General features: G+C 65.1%; 15 protein-coding genes. 11 read left to right on the top strand and 4 right to left on the bottom strand.

The window, feature by feature from the left end; genetic code table 11:
- Nucleotides 1-14 precede the first annotated feature (14 nt).
- A complete protein-coding gene (gene fabG, locus ACLKOZ_RS07605; RefSeq protein WP_337348316.1) occupies nucleotides 15-740 on the top strand; it encodes a 3-oxoacyl-ACP reductase FabG in 726 nt (241 codons plus the stop codon).
- A 27-nt stretch (nucleotides 741-767) separates the two neighbouring features.
- On the opposite strand, the gene ACLKOZ_RS07600 is transcribed toward fabG, so the two are convergent.
- On the bottom strand, nucleotides 768-1,145 hold the full coding sequence (locus ACLKOZ_RS07600) for a DUF5655 domain-containing protein (RefSeq protein WP_436474014.1): 378 nt from the start codon (nucleotides 1,143-1,145) through the stop codon (nucleotides 768-770).
- A gap of 196 nt (nucleotides 1,146-1,341) precedes the next feature.
- Between ACLKOZ_RS07600 and ACLKOZ_RS07595 the strand changes: the two genes are divergently transcribed.
- Both ACLKOZ_RS07595 and ACLKOZ_RS07590 read left to right on the top strand, forming a co-directional pair.
- Nucleotides 1,342-2,094, top strand: coding sequence for an SDR family oxidoreductase (locus ACLKOZ_RS07595; RefSeq protein ID WP_337348314.1), 753 nt, complete (start codon nucleotides 1,342-1,344; stop codon nucleotides 2,092-2,094).
- A gap of 180 nt (nucleotides 2,095-2,274) precedes the next feature.
- A complete protein-coding gene (locus ACLKOZ_RS07590) occupies nucleotides 2,275-3,159 on the top strand; it encodes a VOC family protein (RefSeq protein WP_436474012.1) in 885 nt (294 codons plus the stop codon).
- 37 nt (nucleotides 3,160-3,196) lie between these two features.
- Here ACLKOZ_RS07590 and serB read toward each other — a convergent pair whose 3' ends face one another.
- Nucleotides 3,197-4,090 (bottom strand): phosphoserine phosphatase SerB, encoded by an 894-nt coding sequence (gene serB, locus ACLKOZ_RS07585; protein WP_436474010.1) that lies wholly within the window; start codon nucleotides 4,088-4,090, stop codon nucleotides 3,197-3,199.
- Nucleotides 4,091-4,245: 155 nt separating this feature from the next.
- On the opposite strand from serB, the gene ACLKOZ_RS07580 reads away from it, so the two are divergent.
- The 5 genes from ACLKOZ_RS07580 to ACLKOZ_RS07560 all read left to right on the top strand — a co-directional run bounded on the left by ACLKOZ_RS07580 (nucleotide 4,246) and on the right by ACLKOZ_RS07560 (nucleotide 8,261).
- Entirely contained in the window at nucleotides 4,246-5,031 is a 786-nt protein-coding gene (locus tag ACLKOZ_RS07580; RefSeq protein WP_436474008.1) for an ABC transporter ATP-binding protein, read from the top strand.
- Nucleotides 5,032-5,049: 18 nt separating this feature from the next.
- Entirely contained in the window at nucleotides 5,050-5,835 is a 786-nt protein-coding gene (locus tag ACLKOZ_RS07575; RefSeq protein ID WP_337348310.1) for a sulfite exporter TauE/SafE family protein, read from the top strand.
- Between the two features lie 7 nt (nucleotides 5,836-5,842).
- A complete protein-coding gene (locus ACLKOZ_RS07570; protein ID WP_436474006.1) occupies nucleotides 5,843-6,652 on the top strand; it encodes a TrmH family RNA methyltransferase in 810 nt (269 codons plus the stop codon).
- Between the two features lie 161 nt (nucleotides 6,653-6,813).
- The gene (locus tag ACLKOZ_RS07565; protein ID WP_028267311.1) at nucleotides 6,814-7,071 is read left to right on the top strand and encodes a type B 50S ribosomal protein L31; all 258 of its coding nucleotides are present in this window, start codon (nucleotides 6,814-6,816) and stop codon (nucleotides 7,069-7,071) included.
- 98 nt (nucleotides 7,072-7,169) lie between these two features.
- Nucleotides 7,170-8,261, top strand: coding sequence for a lipoate--protein ligase family protein (locus ACLKOZ_RS07560; protein WP_436474003.1), 1,092 nt, complete (start codon nucleotides 7,170-7,172; stop codon nucleotides 8,259-8,261).
- 50 nt (nucleotides 8,262-8,311) lie between these two features.
- Here ACLKOZ_RS07560 and pepN read toward each other — a convergent pair whose 3' ends face one another.
- Nucleotides 8,312-10,948 (bottom strand): aminopeptidase N, encoded by a 2,637-nt coding sequence (gene pepN, locus ACLKOZ_RS07555; protein ID WP_436474001.1) that lies wholly within the window; start codon nucleotides 10,946-10,948, stop codon nucleotides 8,312-8,314.
- 71 nt (nucleotides 10,949-11,019) lie between these two features.
- On the bottom strand, nucleotides 11,020-12,069 hold the full coding sequence (locus tag ACLKOZ_RS07550; protein WP_436473999.1) for a YeiH family protein: 1,050 nt from the start codon (nucleotides 12,067-12,069) through the stop codon (nucleotides 11,020-11,022).
- Nucleotides 12,070-12,182: 113 nt separating this feature from the next.
- On the opposite strand from ACLKOZ_RS07550, the gene ACLKOZ_RS07545 reads away from it, so the two are divergent.
- The 3 genes from ACLKOZ_RS07545 (at nucleotide 12,183) to ACLKOZ_RS07535 (ending at nucleotide 15,577) form a co-directional block, all read left to right on the top strand.
- A complete protein-coding gene (locus tag ACLKOZ_RS07545) occupies nucleotides 12,183-13,739 on the top strand; it encodes a circularly permuted type 2 ATP-grasp protein (RefSeq protein WP_337348298.1) in 1,557 nt (518 codons plus the stop codon).
- Nucleotides 13,740-13,802: 63 nt separating this feature from the next.
- Entirely contained in the window at nucleotides 13,803-14,729 is a 927-nt protein-coding gene (locus ACLKOZ_RS07540) for an alpha-E domain-containing protein (RefSeq protein ID WP_018761308.1), read from the top strand.
- Nucleotides 14,726-15,577: a transglutaminase family protein gene (locus ACLKOZ_RS07535; protein ID WP_337348297.1), complete on the top strand. Its 852-nt coding sequence runs from the start codon at nucleotides 14,726-14,728 to the stop codon at nucleotides 15,575-15,577. The genes ACLKOZ_RS07540 and ACLKOZ_RS07535 overlap by 4 nt, the downstream gene beginning before the upstream one ends.
- Nucleotides 15,578-15,617 lie beyond the last annotated feature (40 nt).

Here is a 15,617-nt window from a genome sequence, read left to right as displayed (position 1 = left end):
TCCCGGAGCAATTAATGTCTGAAGCAGCTACTGCGGCCCGAAGCGTCCTGATCACCGGTGGAAACCGTGGCATCGGCCTGGCCATCGCCGAAGCCTTCCTGGCTAACGGCGACAAGGTAGCCGTGACCTACCGGAGCCCGTCAGAACTGCCGGCCGGGATACTGGGCGTCAAAGCCGATGTGACGGATGAGGCCTCTGTGGATGCGGCCTTCACGGAAGTGGAAGCCGCCCACGGGCCGGTTGAGGTCCTCGTGGCAAACGCGGGCATCACCAAGGACACCCTCCTGCTGCGCATGAGCGAAGATGACTTTACCTCCGTGATCGACACCAACCTCACGGGCGCCTTCCGCGTCATCAAGCGCGCGTCCAAGGGGATGATCCGGATGCGCAAGGGCCGCGTCGTCCTCATTTCCTCTGTGTCCGGCCTCTACGGCGCGCCCGGCCAGATCAACTACTCTGCCTCCAAGGCCGGCCTCGTGGGTGTAGCGCGTTCCTTGACGCGCGAACTGGGATCCCGCGGCATCACGGCCAATGTTGTAGCTCCGGGGTTCATCAACACCGATATGACGGCCGAACTGCCCGAAGCCACCCAGAAGGACTACCTCTCCAGCATTCCGGCAGGCCGTTTTGCCGAGGCGTCTGAGGTGGCCAACGTGGTCCGCTGGATTTCAAGCGACGAGGCGGCTTATATTTCCGGTGCAGTCATCCCCGTTGACGGCGGACTTGGCATGGGCCACTAACAGGGTTTGATCCTGCGGCCAGGTCCGTCAGCCAGCGGCGCCGAACGCCTCCTTTAGCCATTGCGTCACCTGTTCGTCGACGTCGTCAGCGGTGGAAAGTTCCAGGTGGTGCATCCACACGCCGGCGGACGGGTGGACCACTTCCTTGAACCGCGACGAATCCACTCGCCGGGGCAGTGCAATGGAGAGAACCGCCGGAACATCTGTGTTCAGATGCCGCCGAGGGTTCCAGAGATAGGCGAAGCCGCGTCGGTTCCGGAAGGCCACTTGGCTGGTGGTGGTGCGGACGGTGGCTGGAACGGCGTTCAGGATGATTTCGCGGACAAGCTCGCAAAGCCGCAGGCCGTCCGGTGAGTTGCCGAAGACCTCTTCGGGGGTGGACGCCGTGCCGGCGGGGCCGGTCATGGGCGGCGCCTCCCAGGCTCCGGGCGGTTCCTCATAGGGCGAGCGTACGCCGGAAAGTCTGCGTCCGGGAGACACGCCGACACTAGCTCAGAGGGCCTTCTTTGTGGGGGTCACACAAGCGAATACGGGGCCTGCGCTGGCATGATGGACTGCAGACCTCAAGCGATTTAGACGTTTCGAACAAAAGGGAGCTCATATGGGACTGCTGGACAACAAAACCGCCATCGTGACCGGATCCTCACGCGGAATTGGCGCGGAAGTGGCGAAGATCCTGGCTGGCGAGGGCGCCGCCGTCGTCGTTAATTACCGTCAAAAGGCGCCGCGCGCCAACAAAGTGGTCGCTGAGATTGAAGCCGCGGGCGGCCGTGCAACGGCCGTGGGTGCGGACCTGACCACGCTGGAAGGTGTGCAGGCCCTGGCCAGTGCAGCCATGGAGAACTTCGGCTCGCTGGACGTCCTCGTGCTGAATGCTTCCGGTGGCATGGAATCCGGCATGGAGGACGACTACGCCCTGAAGCTGAACCGGGACGCGCAGGTCAACATGCTCAACGCCGCTGTGCCGCTGATGAAGGAGGGCTCCCGCGTGGTCTTCGTGACCAGCCACCAGGCGCACTTCATCAACACCGTGCCCACCATGCCCGAGTACGAGCCCGTAGCCCGCAGCAAGCGTGCCGGCGAGGACGCTCTCCGCGCCCTGCTGCCCAACCTTGCCGAGAAGGGCATCTCGTTGGTGGTTGTTTCGGGCGACATGATCGAAGGCACCGTGACGGCAACCCTGCTGGACCGCTCGAACCCGGGCGCTATCGAGGCCCGCCGCGCCGAGGCCGGCAAGCTCTACTCTGTGGAGGAGTTCGCCGAGGTAGTGGCCAGCATGGCAACCGCGGATGTCGAATCCGGCCACACGGAGTACGCCGGCGGCGCCGACTACTTCGGTAAGGGCGCCAACTAGCGCTTTTCAGGCTTCTCACCGCTCCGGTTTGCCACGCAGCAAACCGATCACCACGACGAGCTCCGGGCAGTACTCCTGCCCGGAGCTTTTGTCTGTCCTGAAACCAACCCTGTGTATTGACCCGCCGTTGTCTACGGAGCGCCGTTGTCTACGGAAGCAAGGGCGCCTAGGGTCAGATGCATGGCACAACAATCAGGGATGACGCGCCGTACCTATCCGGAAGGCGTTCCGTGCTGGGTAGACACCCGGCAGCCCGACGTGCTGGCAGCCATGCATTTCTATGGCGGAGTCTTCGGGTGGGATTTCGAGGATGCAGTCCCGGCCGGCGGCACCGGCACTGGCACTGGTATTGGCACTGGCAGGTATGTTATTGCCACGCTGGACGGGCAGGAAACCGCCGCGATCGCCGGCCCTGGCCCCGGTGCAGACGGATCCGATGCCGCAGCGTGGAACACTTACGTCTCCGTGGACGAAGTGGATGCTGCGGTGCGCCGTTTGCTCACGGCCGGAGCAACACTGAAGTCGGCTCCTGCCGACGCGGGCCTGGGAGGCGTGCAGGCTGCGTTGACGGATCCCGAAGGCGTCGAGTTCCGTCTCTGGCAGGCCCGGGAGCGACCCGGTGCCCAGGCGGTCAACGGTCCCAGCGGATGGAACTTCAGTGACCTCCACACGGCAGATCCCGAGGCAGCCATCGCCTTCTACACGAAGGCCTTCGGCTGGCAGTTCGACAACCTCGACTTCGGAGTAATGATCCGCCGTCCCGGATATGGGGATCATCTCGAAGCCACTGTGGACCCCAACATCAGGGTCCGCCAGTCCGGCGACCTCGCCCCACGCGGCTTCGAGGACGCCGTCGCCTGGCTGGCCCCGGTGGCTCCTGGCGAGCGTCCGCAGTGGCACGTAACGTTTTCTGTCGCAGACCGGGACCGTACGGCCGAGGATGCAGAGCGCCTCGGCGCCGTCATCCTGGGGCACGACGATACGGAGTGGACGCGCACCGCCCTGATCCGGGATCCCGCCGGAGCCGTCTTCACAGCGAGCCAGTTCACGCCTCCCACCGGCTGAGCGAACCCGGCTAGGCCGGGCGGGGCGGAGTCCGGCCTCAGACTCCCGCGATGTGCCTCACCGCGTCCAGGTAGGGCATGTTGACCGCGGAGTCGGCCACCGCCCGGACGGCAGGCTTGGCGTTGAACGCCACCCCGATCCCGGCAGCTCCCAGCATGTCGAGGTCATTGGCCCCGTCACCCACTGCAATGGTGTGTTCCATCGCGATTCCTTCGGCGGCTGCCCATTCGCGCAGGTACTTTTCCTTTGCGGCACGGTCAATCACGGCACCGAGCACCTTGCCGGTCAGGGCGCCGTCCACGATTTCGAGCTCGTTGGCGATCCAGTAGTCCAGGCCCAGGTCCTGGGCGATTGGACGCAGGATCTGGTTGAAGCCGCCGGAGACCACCGCCACCACATGTCCCGCAGCCTTGAATGCAGCCACCAGTTCGGCTGCACCCTCGCTCAGCTTTACTTCCGCACGGACGGAGTCGACGACGGCGGCCGGCAGTCCCGCGAGCACGGCCACCCGTGCGTGCAGGCTCTGCGCAAAGTCCAGTTCGCCGCGCATGGCGGCTTCGGTGACGGCGGCAACCTCCTCGCGCTTGCCCGCGTAGGCGGCCAGGAGTTCAATGACTTCCTGCTGGATCAGAGTCGAATCGACGTCCATGATCAGGAATTTCCGCTGGGCGTCGCGGAGTCCGGCTGGAACGATCGCCGTGTCCAGGCCCGCCTGCGCTGCCTCGGCCACAGCGTGGCGGAGGGCAGCAATGCCCGACTCCGTGCTGTCGGCCACGGCCAGTTCGGCCGTGTGGACCTCAAAACGGCTGTCCCCGGCGCGGGATTCGGACTGGAATGTAGCGCCGCTGCCAGCCAGGACGGAGCGCAGCTGGTCAAGCTCGGAGGCATTCAGTTTCGGGCCATAGCTGACCGCAGTCACGTTCGGAGTCATGGCTGCAATCTTAGCCAGCGGCGGGGTTCGGCCCGAATTCATTGCGGGGGAGAAGGCCCTAAACCACGGCCGTACTCTGACGGCGGCTGTGACCCGCGTCGCAGCGGCCGTATCAGTTATCAGTAGGTCCCCGTTTTGTCCTAGTGTCTACTCCTATGAGTGATGTTCTGGAATTGGCTTCCGTCAGCGTTGTCCGAGGCAAGAAGACCCTGCTGGACAAGGTTGACTGGCAGGTCAACGAAGGCGAACGCTGGGTCATCCTTGGCCCCAACGGCGCAGGCAAGACAACGCTTCTCCAGATAGCCGCAGCCCGCCTGCATCCGAGCAGCGGCAAGGCAGGGATTCTGGACGAAACCCTCGGCCGCGTTGACGTGTTTGAGCTCCGTCCGCGTATCGGCCTTTCCTCCGCCGCCCTTGCCACCCAGATCCCTGAGAATGAGATCGTCCTGAACGTGGTGGTCACCGCCGCCTATGGCGTGACCGGCCGCTGGCGCGAGGGCTACGAACGCGATGATGAGCGCCGTGCCTTCCGTTTGCTGAACGCCTGGGGGATGGGGCCGCTGCTCAACAGGACCTTCGCAACGCTGTCCGAAGGTGAGCGCAAGCGCGTCCAGATCGCCCGGGCCCTTATGACGGATCCGGAGCTGCTGCTGCTGGACGAACCCGCCGCCGGCCTGGACCTGGGCGGCCGCGAGGAACTCGTCCACAAGCTCAGTGAACTTGCGCTGGACGAAGCCGCACCGGCAATGGTCCTGGTGACCCACCATCTTGAAGAGGTCCCGCCAGGCTTCACGCACGCCATGCTGCTTCGTGACGGCGGCGTAGTAGCTGCCGGCCCCATCGCGGAGGTCCTCACAGACGAGCACCTCACCAATACTTTTGGCTTGGCCTTGGATGTGTCTGAGAACGCCGGCCGCTACACCGCCACCGCCCGCCGCTAGGCCGCGGCGCCGCCCACCGTGGATCTTCTCAGCAGTACCTTTGTGTTCTTTGCCGGCCTGTGGGCGGGCACCATCAACGCCGTTGTAGGATCCGGGACGCTGGTCACTTTCCCCGTTCTGATCGCCTTGGGGGTCACCCCGGTGGTGGCATCCATGAGCAACGCCATGGGACTGGTGGCAGGCGGCGCCGCAGGCGCCTTCGGCTACCGCCGCGAGCTCAAAGGCAGGGGACGGCAGCTCCTTAGGCTCCTGCCGGCGTCGCTCCTGGGCGGCATTTCGGGCGCCTGGCTGCTTCTGCACCTTCCTGAGGAAGTCTTCCACTACGTCGCCCCCGTCCTCATTGTCCTGGCCCTCCTCATGGTGGTCTTCCAGCCACGCCTTCAGGCTTGGGTGCGCAACCGCGAAGAGAACCCGGAACACGCTGTACGTGACAAGAGCCACGGCGTCCTCCTTGTAGTGCTTGTCTACCTTGCCGGTGTTTATGGCGGGTACTTCGTTGCTGCCCAGGGCATCCTGCTGGTGGGCATCCTGGGCGTGTTCCTGACCGGCACCATCCAGAACGCCAACGCCATGAAGAACATCCTGGTGCTCGGTGTAAACCTGGTGGCCGCCGTTTCGTACCTGGTCTTCGCCTTCGACCGCATCAATTGGCTGGTGGTGCTCCTGATCGCGGTCAGTTCAACGATCGGCGGACTCCTTGGCTCCAAAGTTGGACGGCGGCTCTCGCCCACCGTCCTCCGGGGTGTCATCTTTGCCCTCGGGCTGGTGGCCCTGGGCTTTATGATCGCCAATCTCCTGAAATAATCAGCCGGTGCCAATCCACTACCTCGAATCGGCCCGGGATCCCCGCGTGTCCGACTACACCCAGCTGACGGACGTCCATTTGCGCAAGCTGCGCGAGCCTGCGGAGGGCATGTACATCGCCGAATCCTCGCGGGTTCTCCGCCGCGCCCTGGCCGCCGGCCACCGGCCCCGGTCATTTTTCCTGGCCGAGAAATGGCTGGCAGACCTCCAGGATGTCCTCGACGCCTACCCAGAGGTCCCGGCATTCATCGGACACGCGTCATTGCTGGAGGAAATCACCGGCTTCCACCTGCACCGCGGAGCGATGGCGGCCATGGAACGGCCTGCCCCCGTACCGCTGGCCCAGCTCCTCTCGGGCGCCCGCCGGGTGGCCGTTCTCGAGGACATCGTGGACCACACCAACGTGGGGGCAATCTTCAGGTCTGCGGCTGCGCTGGACATCGACGCCGTGCTGGTAACGCCGCGGTGCGGCGACCCGCTCTACCGCCGAAGTGTCCGCGTCAGCATGGGCACGGTGTTCCAGGTTCCGTGGGCACGGCTGGAGTCGTGGCCCCAGGATCTGGCGGTCCTCAAGGAACACGGCTTCACCGTGGCGGCGCTGGAGTTGACCGAGGACGCGGTGGACGTCGATGACCTCGCCGCCCGGAACCCGGACCGGCTGGCCCTGGTGCTTGGCACGGAGGGGGCGGGCATGAGCGCGGGGACCCTCGCCGCCGTCGACCTGGCCGTGAAGATCCCCATGCGGACGGGCGTGGACTCGCTGAATGTGGCCGCGGCGTCAGCGGTGGCGTTCTGGGAGCTCAGGCCCCGAGCATAGGCGGGGTAGCCCTCCCTTGCGGCCAAAGTGGTTCGCGAGGACTCCTGTGATCGGCTATTATTGGTAGCTGGCCGCAATGATGTTCTGCTGTTGCAGGCAGCGGCCATCCCATTCATACCTGGCAGCTGGCAAAATCCAGTTGTGCGAACAAAGGTCCCATTATGAAGTCTGATATCCACCCGAAGTACGAAGCTGTTGTTTTCAACGACCTGGCTTCCGGCGTCAAGTTCCTGACCAAGTCCACCGTGTCTTCCAAGAAGACCATCGAGTGGGAAGACGGAAACACCTACCCGGTCATCGACGTCGAAATCTCCTCCGAGTCCCACCCGTTCTACACGGGCAAGCAGCGCATCATGGACTCTGCAGGCCGCGTCGAGCGCTTCAACGCTCGCTTCAAGGGCTTCGGCGGCAAGAAGTAATTCACTTCACCCCCAAGGTTCTTTGGAAAGCCCGCACCGGCAACGGTGCGGGCTTTTTGCGTTTTCGGCATCCTGGGTAGTGGTGCAGGATGGAAGCCATGACTGACACTGCACCCACAGCCCAGGACCAGCCCGGCCGCCTCCACAGCGAGTACAAGGTCCCGGGCGGCAAACTCGTGGTGGTAGACCTCGATGTCGTGGACGGACTCCTCACGGGGGTGTCAGTCAGCGGCGATTTCTTCCTGGAACCCGATGAGGCGCTCCTGGATATCAACCGCGCCCTCACCGGGCTCCCGGAAACCACGACGGCGGCTGAACTCTCGGCCGCCGTGGCCGCCTCCCTGCCGCCCGGCGCCGTCCTGTTCGGCTTTTCAGCCGACGCCGTTGCCGTCACCGTACGCCGTGCACTGGCCAAGGCGACGTCGTGGTCAGACCATCACTGGAACGTCATTGCCCCCACAGTGCTCCCCACCCACGTCAACGTCGCCCTGGACGAGGTGCTGACCGAAGAGGTGGGCGCCGGCCGTCGCAACCCCACGCTGCGGTTCTGGGACTGGGAGGAACCGTCCGTGGTGATCGGCAGCTTCCAGTCCGTCCGCAATGAGCTGGATCCCGACGGCGTCACCCGGCACGGCATTACCGTGGTCCGCCGTATCAGTGGCGGGGGAGCGATGTTCATGGAGGCCGGCAACTGCATCACATACTCCCTGTACCTGCCGCAGTCCCTGGTGGACGGAGTGAGCTTCGCCGACTCGTACGCGTTCCTGGACGCCTGGGTGATGGCCGCGCTGGAGAAGATCGGCGTCACGGCGTTCTATGTGCCCCTGAACGACATCGCCACGGAGCAGGGCAAGATTGGCGGCGCCGCGCAGAAACGGCTGGCCAACGGCGGCATGCTGCACCACGTCACCATGAGCTATGACATCGATGCCGACAAGATGGTGGAAGTGCTGCGAATCGGCAAGGAAAAGCTCTCGGACAAGGGAACGCGCAGCGCCAAGAAGCGGGTTGACCCGTTGCGCCGCCAGACCGGGCTGGCCCGCACGGAGATCATCGCCGCGATGATGGAAGTGTTCAGTGAACGGTACGCGGCCACGCCGTCAGAACTCACGGACGCCGAACTGGACGCCGCGCGTGAACGGGTGGTTACAAAATTCGGCACCGAGGAATGGCTGAACCGGGTCCCCTGATCCTTCATCGACTGCTCCGGAGACGCCGTTATGGGCGCACAAAAGGGCCCTTACGGAGCAATGGATGGTGGGTTTACGGCCTGGGCGGTAAGCGCCCGGAGCAGGTGGCTTTGCTGCTCAAGAATGATCCTGCGCAGGGCGCGCGGGGCGTCGGCGTTCGCTTCCAGCCAGGCACCCGTGCGGAGCACCACGGAATGCTGCTCGGGCAAGGTCCCGGCCGGGAGATCCTGTGCCATCGGATACAGCCCACGGACAATACGGCTGGCGATTTCGATGCTCCGGTTGTCCCAGACGCCGCGGAGGCAGTCGAAGTAGGGCTCCACGTAGGGTTCCAGCAGGGCAGAGGGTGCAGTTGTGAAGCCGGCGATAGTGGCGCTGAGGAGCTGGTTCGAGAGCTCCGTGCCCTCAACGGCCGCCTTCCATGCTGCCGCCTTGACCTCAGGATCGGGGCGGGCGGCGAGGGCGGTCGCGTGCCCGGCCCGGCCTGACGCAGTGGTGTCGCGGTCCAGCTCGGCGTCCAGTTCGTCCACAGTGGCTTGGTTGTTGGCTGCCAGCGCGTGCCAGATGTTCCAGCGCAGCTCGGCGTCGACGGCAAGTCCGTCCACGTTAACCGTGCCGTCCAGGAGGCTTCGAAGCCGGGGGAGCAGCATGGCGTCGTGGCGGCTGACGGCGGCCAAAGTGCGCGCCCAGGCGAGCTGGTGGTCGGAACCAGGGCCAGCCAGCTGCAGCTGGGTGTCCGCGGCCGTCAGGAAGGCCCTGCGGACGGCGTCGCGCGCACCGGACGGTGTATAGCGTTCGACGGCGGTCTGGGCGTTGTCGAGGATGTTCACCAGCACGCCGATCCCGGTTTCGGACGGTCCGAATGCCTTAACCGCGTCGACGTAGCGGGTGGCCGGGCTTTCGCCGTCGCGGGCCGAGTTCCATAGCGCAGTCCAGCAGAGCGCGCGGGCCATGGGATCGGTGATGCGGTCCAGGGAGGCCAGCACAGTGGCTTCCGAGAATGGGTCCAGCCGCACCTTGGCGTAGGTGAGGTCGTCGTCGTTCACCAGCAGGAGCGCGGGCCGGGGCAGGCCGGCAAGTTCGGGAATGTCCGTTCGTTCCCCCGTTACGTCGGTTTCGACGGTTCCAGTCCGGACCAGTGCGCCATCGGCGTCGAAATTGTAGGAACCCACGCGCAGCCGGTGGGGGCGCAGCTCGACGCGTCCGGTAACCGGGTCCACAGCCTCCTGGACGATGGCCACGGCGCCTGGCTCGGCGTCGTGCGTCCCGGCCCGCACCGAGAGCGTGGAGATGCCGGAGGTCTGCAGCCAGCGGGCTGCCCAGCCGGCAAGGTCGCGGCCCGAGGAAGCACTGAGTGCCGTCAGCAGGTCCGCCAGGGTGGTGTTGCCATAAGCATGGTCACGGAAATACTGCCTTGAACCGGCGATGAACGCTTCGAACCCCACATACGCCACCAGCTGCTTGAGTACGGACGCGCCCTTGGCATAGGTGATGCCGTCGAAGTTCTGTTTGGCGGCCTCGAGGTCGGGGATGTCGGCCACGATGGGGTGTGTGGTAGGCAACTGGTCCTGGACGTAGGCCCAGGCCTTGCGTTTGTTGGCAAAGTTGACCCACGCGGTGTCCCAGTCCGTCGCTCGGTCCACGCCGAGGGTTCCCATGTAGTCGGCGAACGACTCTTTGAGCCACAGGTCATCCCACCACTGCATGGTGACGAGGTCACCAAACCACATGTGGGCCATTTCGTGCAGCAAGGTGTTCGCACGCGCCTGGTATTGCGAGTCGGTGGCGCGGGACGTGAACACATAGCTGTCGGTGAAGGTGACCAGGCCCGGGTTCTCCATCGCGCCGAGGTTGTATTCGGGGACAAAGGCCTGGTCGTACTTTCCCCACGGGTACGGGTAGCCGAAAAGCCGGTTGAAGAAGTCCAGCCCGCCCTTGGTGAGGCGGAACAGTTCAGTGGCATCGAACGACTCCGCCATGGAAGCACGGCAGTACAGAGCCAATGGCACTTCCAGCGGTGTGCCGTCATCCAAGGTGGCGCTCCAGTGGTCCGCTGCCTTGACGTAGGGGCCAGCGAGCACCGTAGTGATGTACGTGGACATGGGCCGTGTAGTGGCGAAGTCCCAGCGGCTGGTGGCCGGATCCGAAGTCAGTTGCGTGCGGGTGGCCTCGACTCCGTTGGAAGCGACTTCCCAGCCGGACGGGGCAATGACGTGGAACGTGAACTCGGCCTTGAGGTCCGGCTGTTCAAAGTTGGCGAACACCCGCCTCGCGTCAGCGGGCTCGTACTGCGTATACAGGTAGCACTGGCCGTCCGCGGGATCCACAAAGCGGTGCATTCCCTCGCCGGAACGGCTATACAGGGCAGTGCCCGTCACAGTCACCTGGTTTTTAGCCTGCAGGTTGTCCAACCGGATCCGGGAGCCGTCCACGACGTCGGCGACGCTCAGTTCCTTGCCGTTGAGGACCACGCCATGCACCTCGCTGGCGATAAAATCCAGGAAGGTCGAGGCTGACTGCCCCTCGCCAGGCTCCGCGGCCGAGAAGTTGATGACGCTACGGCTTGAATACCCGGCAACGCCTGGATCGGCCGCCTGGCTCACGTCCAGGGAAACGTCGTAGCTGTGGGTCGTGATCAGGGCCGAGCGTTGCGCGGCTTCGGTGCGCTGCAGATTCTCATGTGACACTCCGCTATCTAATCACGGGACTCCGACGGCGGTTCACCGCCCGAATCGCTGTGCAACGGGCCCGCGCGGACCTAGGCAGTCATGAGCAAGGCAGCCGCAAGGCCCAGCAGTGCAATCAGCAACCAGGCTGCCAAAGCAGCGGACAGCGCCCGGGCGCCGGTGTGCAGGAGCGTGCGGATCCGTACCGCGGATCCCAGGCCGAACAGCGCGGCGCCCAGCAGGATGTCCTGGACTCCGGCACCGGCGTCCAGGGCCGCCGGCGGAAGCCATCCGCTGGACCGCAGGCCAACCATGGCCATGAAGCCGAGCACAAAGAGGGGGATCACGGGCGGGAGGCGCTCCATGGAGGAAGCTGCCAAGGTTCCCGGCGGCAACGAAGCTGCTGCCTTGCCTGCGGCCTTCGCCGCACTGAACCGTTGGTGGACCCCCGCCGCGGCTACAACAGGTGCCAGCAGGAGCACACGGGTGAGTTTGACGACGACGGCGATCCCCAGCGCCGTCGTCCCGGCAGTCTGTGCGGTGGCCACCACCTGGCCGACGTCGTGCACTGATGCCCCCGTCCAGGCACCGAACGCCAGGGGAGTGAGCTGCAGCGGATGCACCAGCAGTGGAAGGACCCCGATGGCCAAGGTTCCGCACAGTGTCACAAGGGCCACGGGCAGCACCGTGTCCACGTGTCGGATCCGGCGGACCGCGGCCATCGCGCCAATGGCGGAGGCACCGCAGATGGAGAATCCGGTGGCGATCAGCAGGGACGTCTCCGCGGGCAGCCGGAAGACCCTGGAGATCACATAAGTGCCGACGAAACTGACAAGCACCACGCCAGCGACCAGCAACAAGGCAAGCCAGCCCAGGCCCATGACATCCATGATGCTGACCTTGAGCCCAAGAACCACGATCCCTGCACGCATGAAGTGCTTGCCGGCGAAATCGAGCCCCGGCCTGGCTCGTCCGGCCACCCACACGGCAGTGCCCGGAAGGTTCGCCGCCAGCAGGCCCAGGACAACAGCGAGGGTCATGGCGGGCAGGACGGGAACCAGGCTGTGGACGAGGAAGGCAGCGGCCAGTGCCAGGACAGCGGTCAGCAGGCCCGGCAGGAGACGGTCCTTTCCAAGTGGCACTCACCTACTTTGCCGGATAGGACACGGATTCCACGAACCGGCCGCGGCGGTCCAACACGCCACAATGGATGGCAGTAATGATTTCGAAACAAAAAGATGGTTGGCTAAAGGACATGTCAGACCTATTCCAGGATTACTCCGAGGCCGCCGGGCGTTCCGGTGCCTACGACGAGATGTTCGCCCCCGGCCAGGAAGCCCGCGAGTCGTACGGGCAGGTGGCCGACGCCCTCAGCAAGCTCTCGCTGGCCGATGTCAGCGCCAGGGCTGATTCGATGGCACGGACGTTCCTGGACCGTGGTGTCACCTTCGACTTCGCAGGGGAAGAGCGGCCTTTCCCCCTCGATATTGTTCCGCGGGTCATCCCGGCGGATGAATGGACCGTTCTGGAACGGGGGGTGGCGCAGCGGGTCAAGGCCCTGGAGGCCTTCCTCAACGACGTTTACGACAAAATGACCGTTGTATCCGATGGCGTCATTCCGCGCCAGCTGGTCACTACCAGTGCCCACTTCCACCGCCAGGTCCAGGGCTTCGAGCCCGCCGGTGGGGTCCGCGTACACATTTCCGGCATCGACGTAGTCCGCGATGCGGCAGGCACCTTCCGCGTCCTCGAAGACAACGTCCGGGTTCCGTCCGGCGTGAGCTACGTCCTGGAGAACCGCCGGGCCATGGCCAAGGGCCTGCCTGAGGCGTTCGGCCAGCAGCTCATCCGTCCGGTGGAAGAATACCCGCGGAGGCTGCTCTCGGCGCTGCGCAAGACTGCACCGTCCGGTGTCGATGATCCCACTGTTGTGGTGCTGACCCCCGGCGTCTTCAACAGCGCCTACTTCGAGCACACCCTGCTGGCCGGCCTGATGGGCGTTGAGCTGGTGGAAGGCCGCGACCTGATTTGCCGCGGCAACCGCGTCTACATGCGCACCACCGCCGGCGAACAGCGTGTGGACGTGATCTACAAACGGATCGACGACGAATTCCTGGACCCGCTGCAGTTCCGCGCCGACTCCATGCTCGGCTGCCCGGGCCTGGTCAACGCGGCACGGGCCGGCGGCGTGACCATCGCCAACGCGGTGGGCAACGGTGTTGCGGACGACAAACTCGTGTACAGCTACGTTCCGGACCTGATCCGGTATTACTTGAGCGAGGAACCGATTATCGCGAACGTGGACACGTTCCGGCTGGAGGAGAAGGACGCCCGGGAGTACGTCCTGGACAACCTCGCCGAACTCGTGGTGAAACCCGTGGACGGCTCCGGCGGCAAGGGCCTTGTCATCGGCCCCGACGCCTCCAACGACGAACTCGACGCGCTCCGCAAGCGGGTCATTGCGGATCCCCGCGGATGGATTGCGCAGCCGGTGCTGCAGCTTTCCACCGTTCCCACGCTCAGCGGCGACAAATTTGGGCCCCGCCACGTTGACCTGCGCCCGTTCGCGGTCAACGACGGCGACGACGTCTGGGTCCTCCCCGGCGGACTTACCCGGGTGGCGCTCAAGGAGGGGTCCCTGATTGTGAACTCCAGCCAAGGCGGCGGCTCCAAGGACACCTGGGTACTGGCCGACTCGCCCCAGGTACCCGTAGAGACCATCCCGCGGCCATCGATTGCCATCCGCGAGCGGGTCTCGGTCTGGCCAGTGGAGAGCAACTGGCGCGACCGCCAGTCGGAGCAGCAGCAGTGAGCCGGGCTTTGACCCCGGCAGTAATTTCCCATCGGATTCCGGACGCGCAGGAGGTAGCCACGAATGCTTAGCCGTATTGCTGAGTCCCTTTTTTGGATCGGCAGGTATGTGGAGCGTGCTGACGGCACGGCCCGCATCCTTGACGTTCACCTTGAGCGACTGAACCACCTGCCCATGGAAGAGCGCCGCAGCGTCGCCCAGGAACTCCTGGCAGTCATGGGCGCCCGGCCGCAGAGTGAGGACTTCGGTCTCCCCGAACTGCTGCACGCCCTGGCGTACGACAAAACCAGTGCCACCTCGATCGCGGGATCCCTTGGCGCTGCCCGGGAGAACGCCAGGCGTGCCCGCGAGACCGTATCCTCCGGCCTCTGGGAGAGCCTCAACACCACGTACTACGGGCTGAGCCAGCACCGCAAGGACGTGGTAGGCACTTACCGCTTCTGCAACTGGACGCTGGAACGGACCGCCATGGTCAGTGGCCTCGCGGACACCACCGTGAGCCACGACGAAAGCTGGCTGTTCCTGGTGCTGGGCCGTTCCCTGGAACGGGCAGACATGACCGCCCGCATGCTCTCCACCCGGGATGTCCTCTCCGCCGGCATGTCCTGGGTGAACATGCTGCGGTGCGCGGGAGCCTACGAATCCTTCCTGCGTACCCGCAGGGCAGCGTTCGGCGACCAGCACGCCGCCGAGTTCCTGCTTCTGGACAGGCTGTTCCCGCGCTCCATCGTGTATGCCCTGCGCGACGCCGACGAGTGCCTGGCCAAGCTGGACCCTTCCGCCCAGCGGGTGGGCTTCATCAACGACGCCCGGCGGATCGTCGGCCAGGCGCGGACGTTCCTGGAGTTCCACCGCACGGACGACCTCATGTCCGAACTCCCCGAACACATGGAGCGCGTGCAGAAAGCCGTTTCGCAGGCGTCCGACGCCATTTCCCGTAAGTACTTCAATCAGGCGGACGAACTGGCCTGGGTGGGAGAAGTTTCATGACCCGGCTGAGCATCATCCACAAGACCGCGTACAAGTACAACAAGCGCGTCACACTGTCCTACAACGAGGCCCGCATGACGCCGCTGACGGACCCCCAGCAGGTGGTCCTGGAGTCCGTCCTCAAGGTCTCGCCGTCGCAGGCGGCCGTGAGCAGCTACCGGGACTACTGGGGAACCAGGGTAACGGCCTTTGACATGCAGATGCCGCACGACCACCTCGAGGTCATCTCCAACATCACCGTGGAGGTCCATCGGGCCGAAAAGATCCCCTCGGAGACGGACATCGCGGGCTGGGACGTCCTGGCGTCCGACGAAACCCTGAACACCTACAGTGACTGGCTGCCACAGTCCCAGCTCAGTGGTCCCGGCGCGGAAGTGCTCGGGATTATCCCCGGCGTTGTCGCAGGTAAGAATCCACACGAAGCCGCCATGGCCATCTTTGGCTGGATGCGCGGCGAGATGACCTACATGTCAGGGTCCACTGCGGTGACCACCAACGCCGAGGAAGCCTGGGGACAGCGGCAGGGCGTCTGCCAGGACCTTGCGCACTTGGCCATCGGCGCCCTCCGCAGCTGCGGGATCCCCGCCCGCTATGTGTCCGGCTACCTCCACCCGCGCTCGACGGCGGACATCGGGGAGACCGTTGCCGGCCAGTCCCATGCGTGGCTGGAATGGTGGGACGGCCAGTGGCGGAGCTGGGATCCGACGAACCACAAACCAGCCGGCGACTACCACGTCACGGTGGCACGTGGCCGGGACTACCGCGATGTGCCGCCGCTGAAGGGCATCCTGTCCGGCGGCGGCGGATCGGCGCTGAGCGTCAGCGTGGAGATCACCCGGCTCGCATGACTGACCGCAGGCCGGGCCGACTGGCCCGGCCTGCGGTTTC

The sequence above is a fragment of the Arthrobacter sp. R4 genome (assembly GCF_051365025.1).
Lineage (GTDB): Bacteria > Actinomycetota > Actinomycetes > Actinomycetales > Micrococcaceae > Arthrobacter.
Note: the sequence above shows the minus strand (reverse complement) of the source record. Positions and strands in the feature narration are given on the sequence as shown.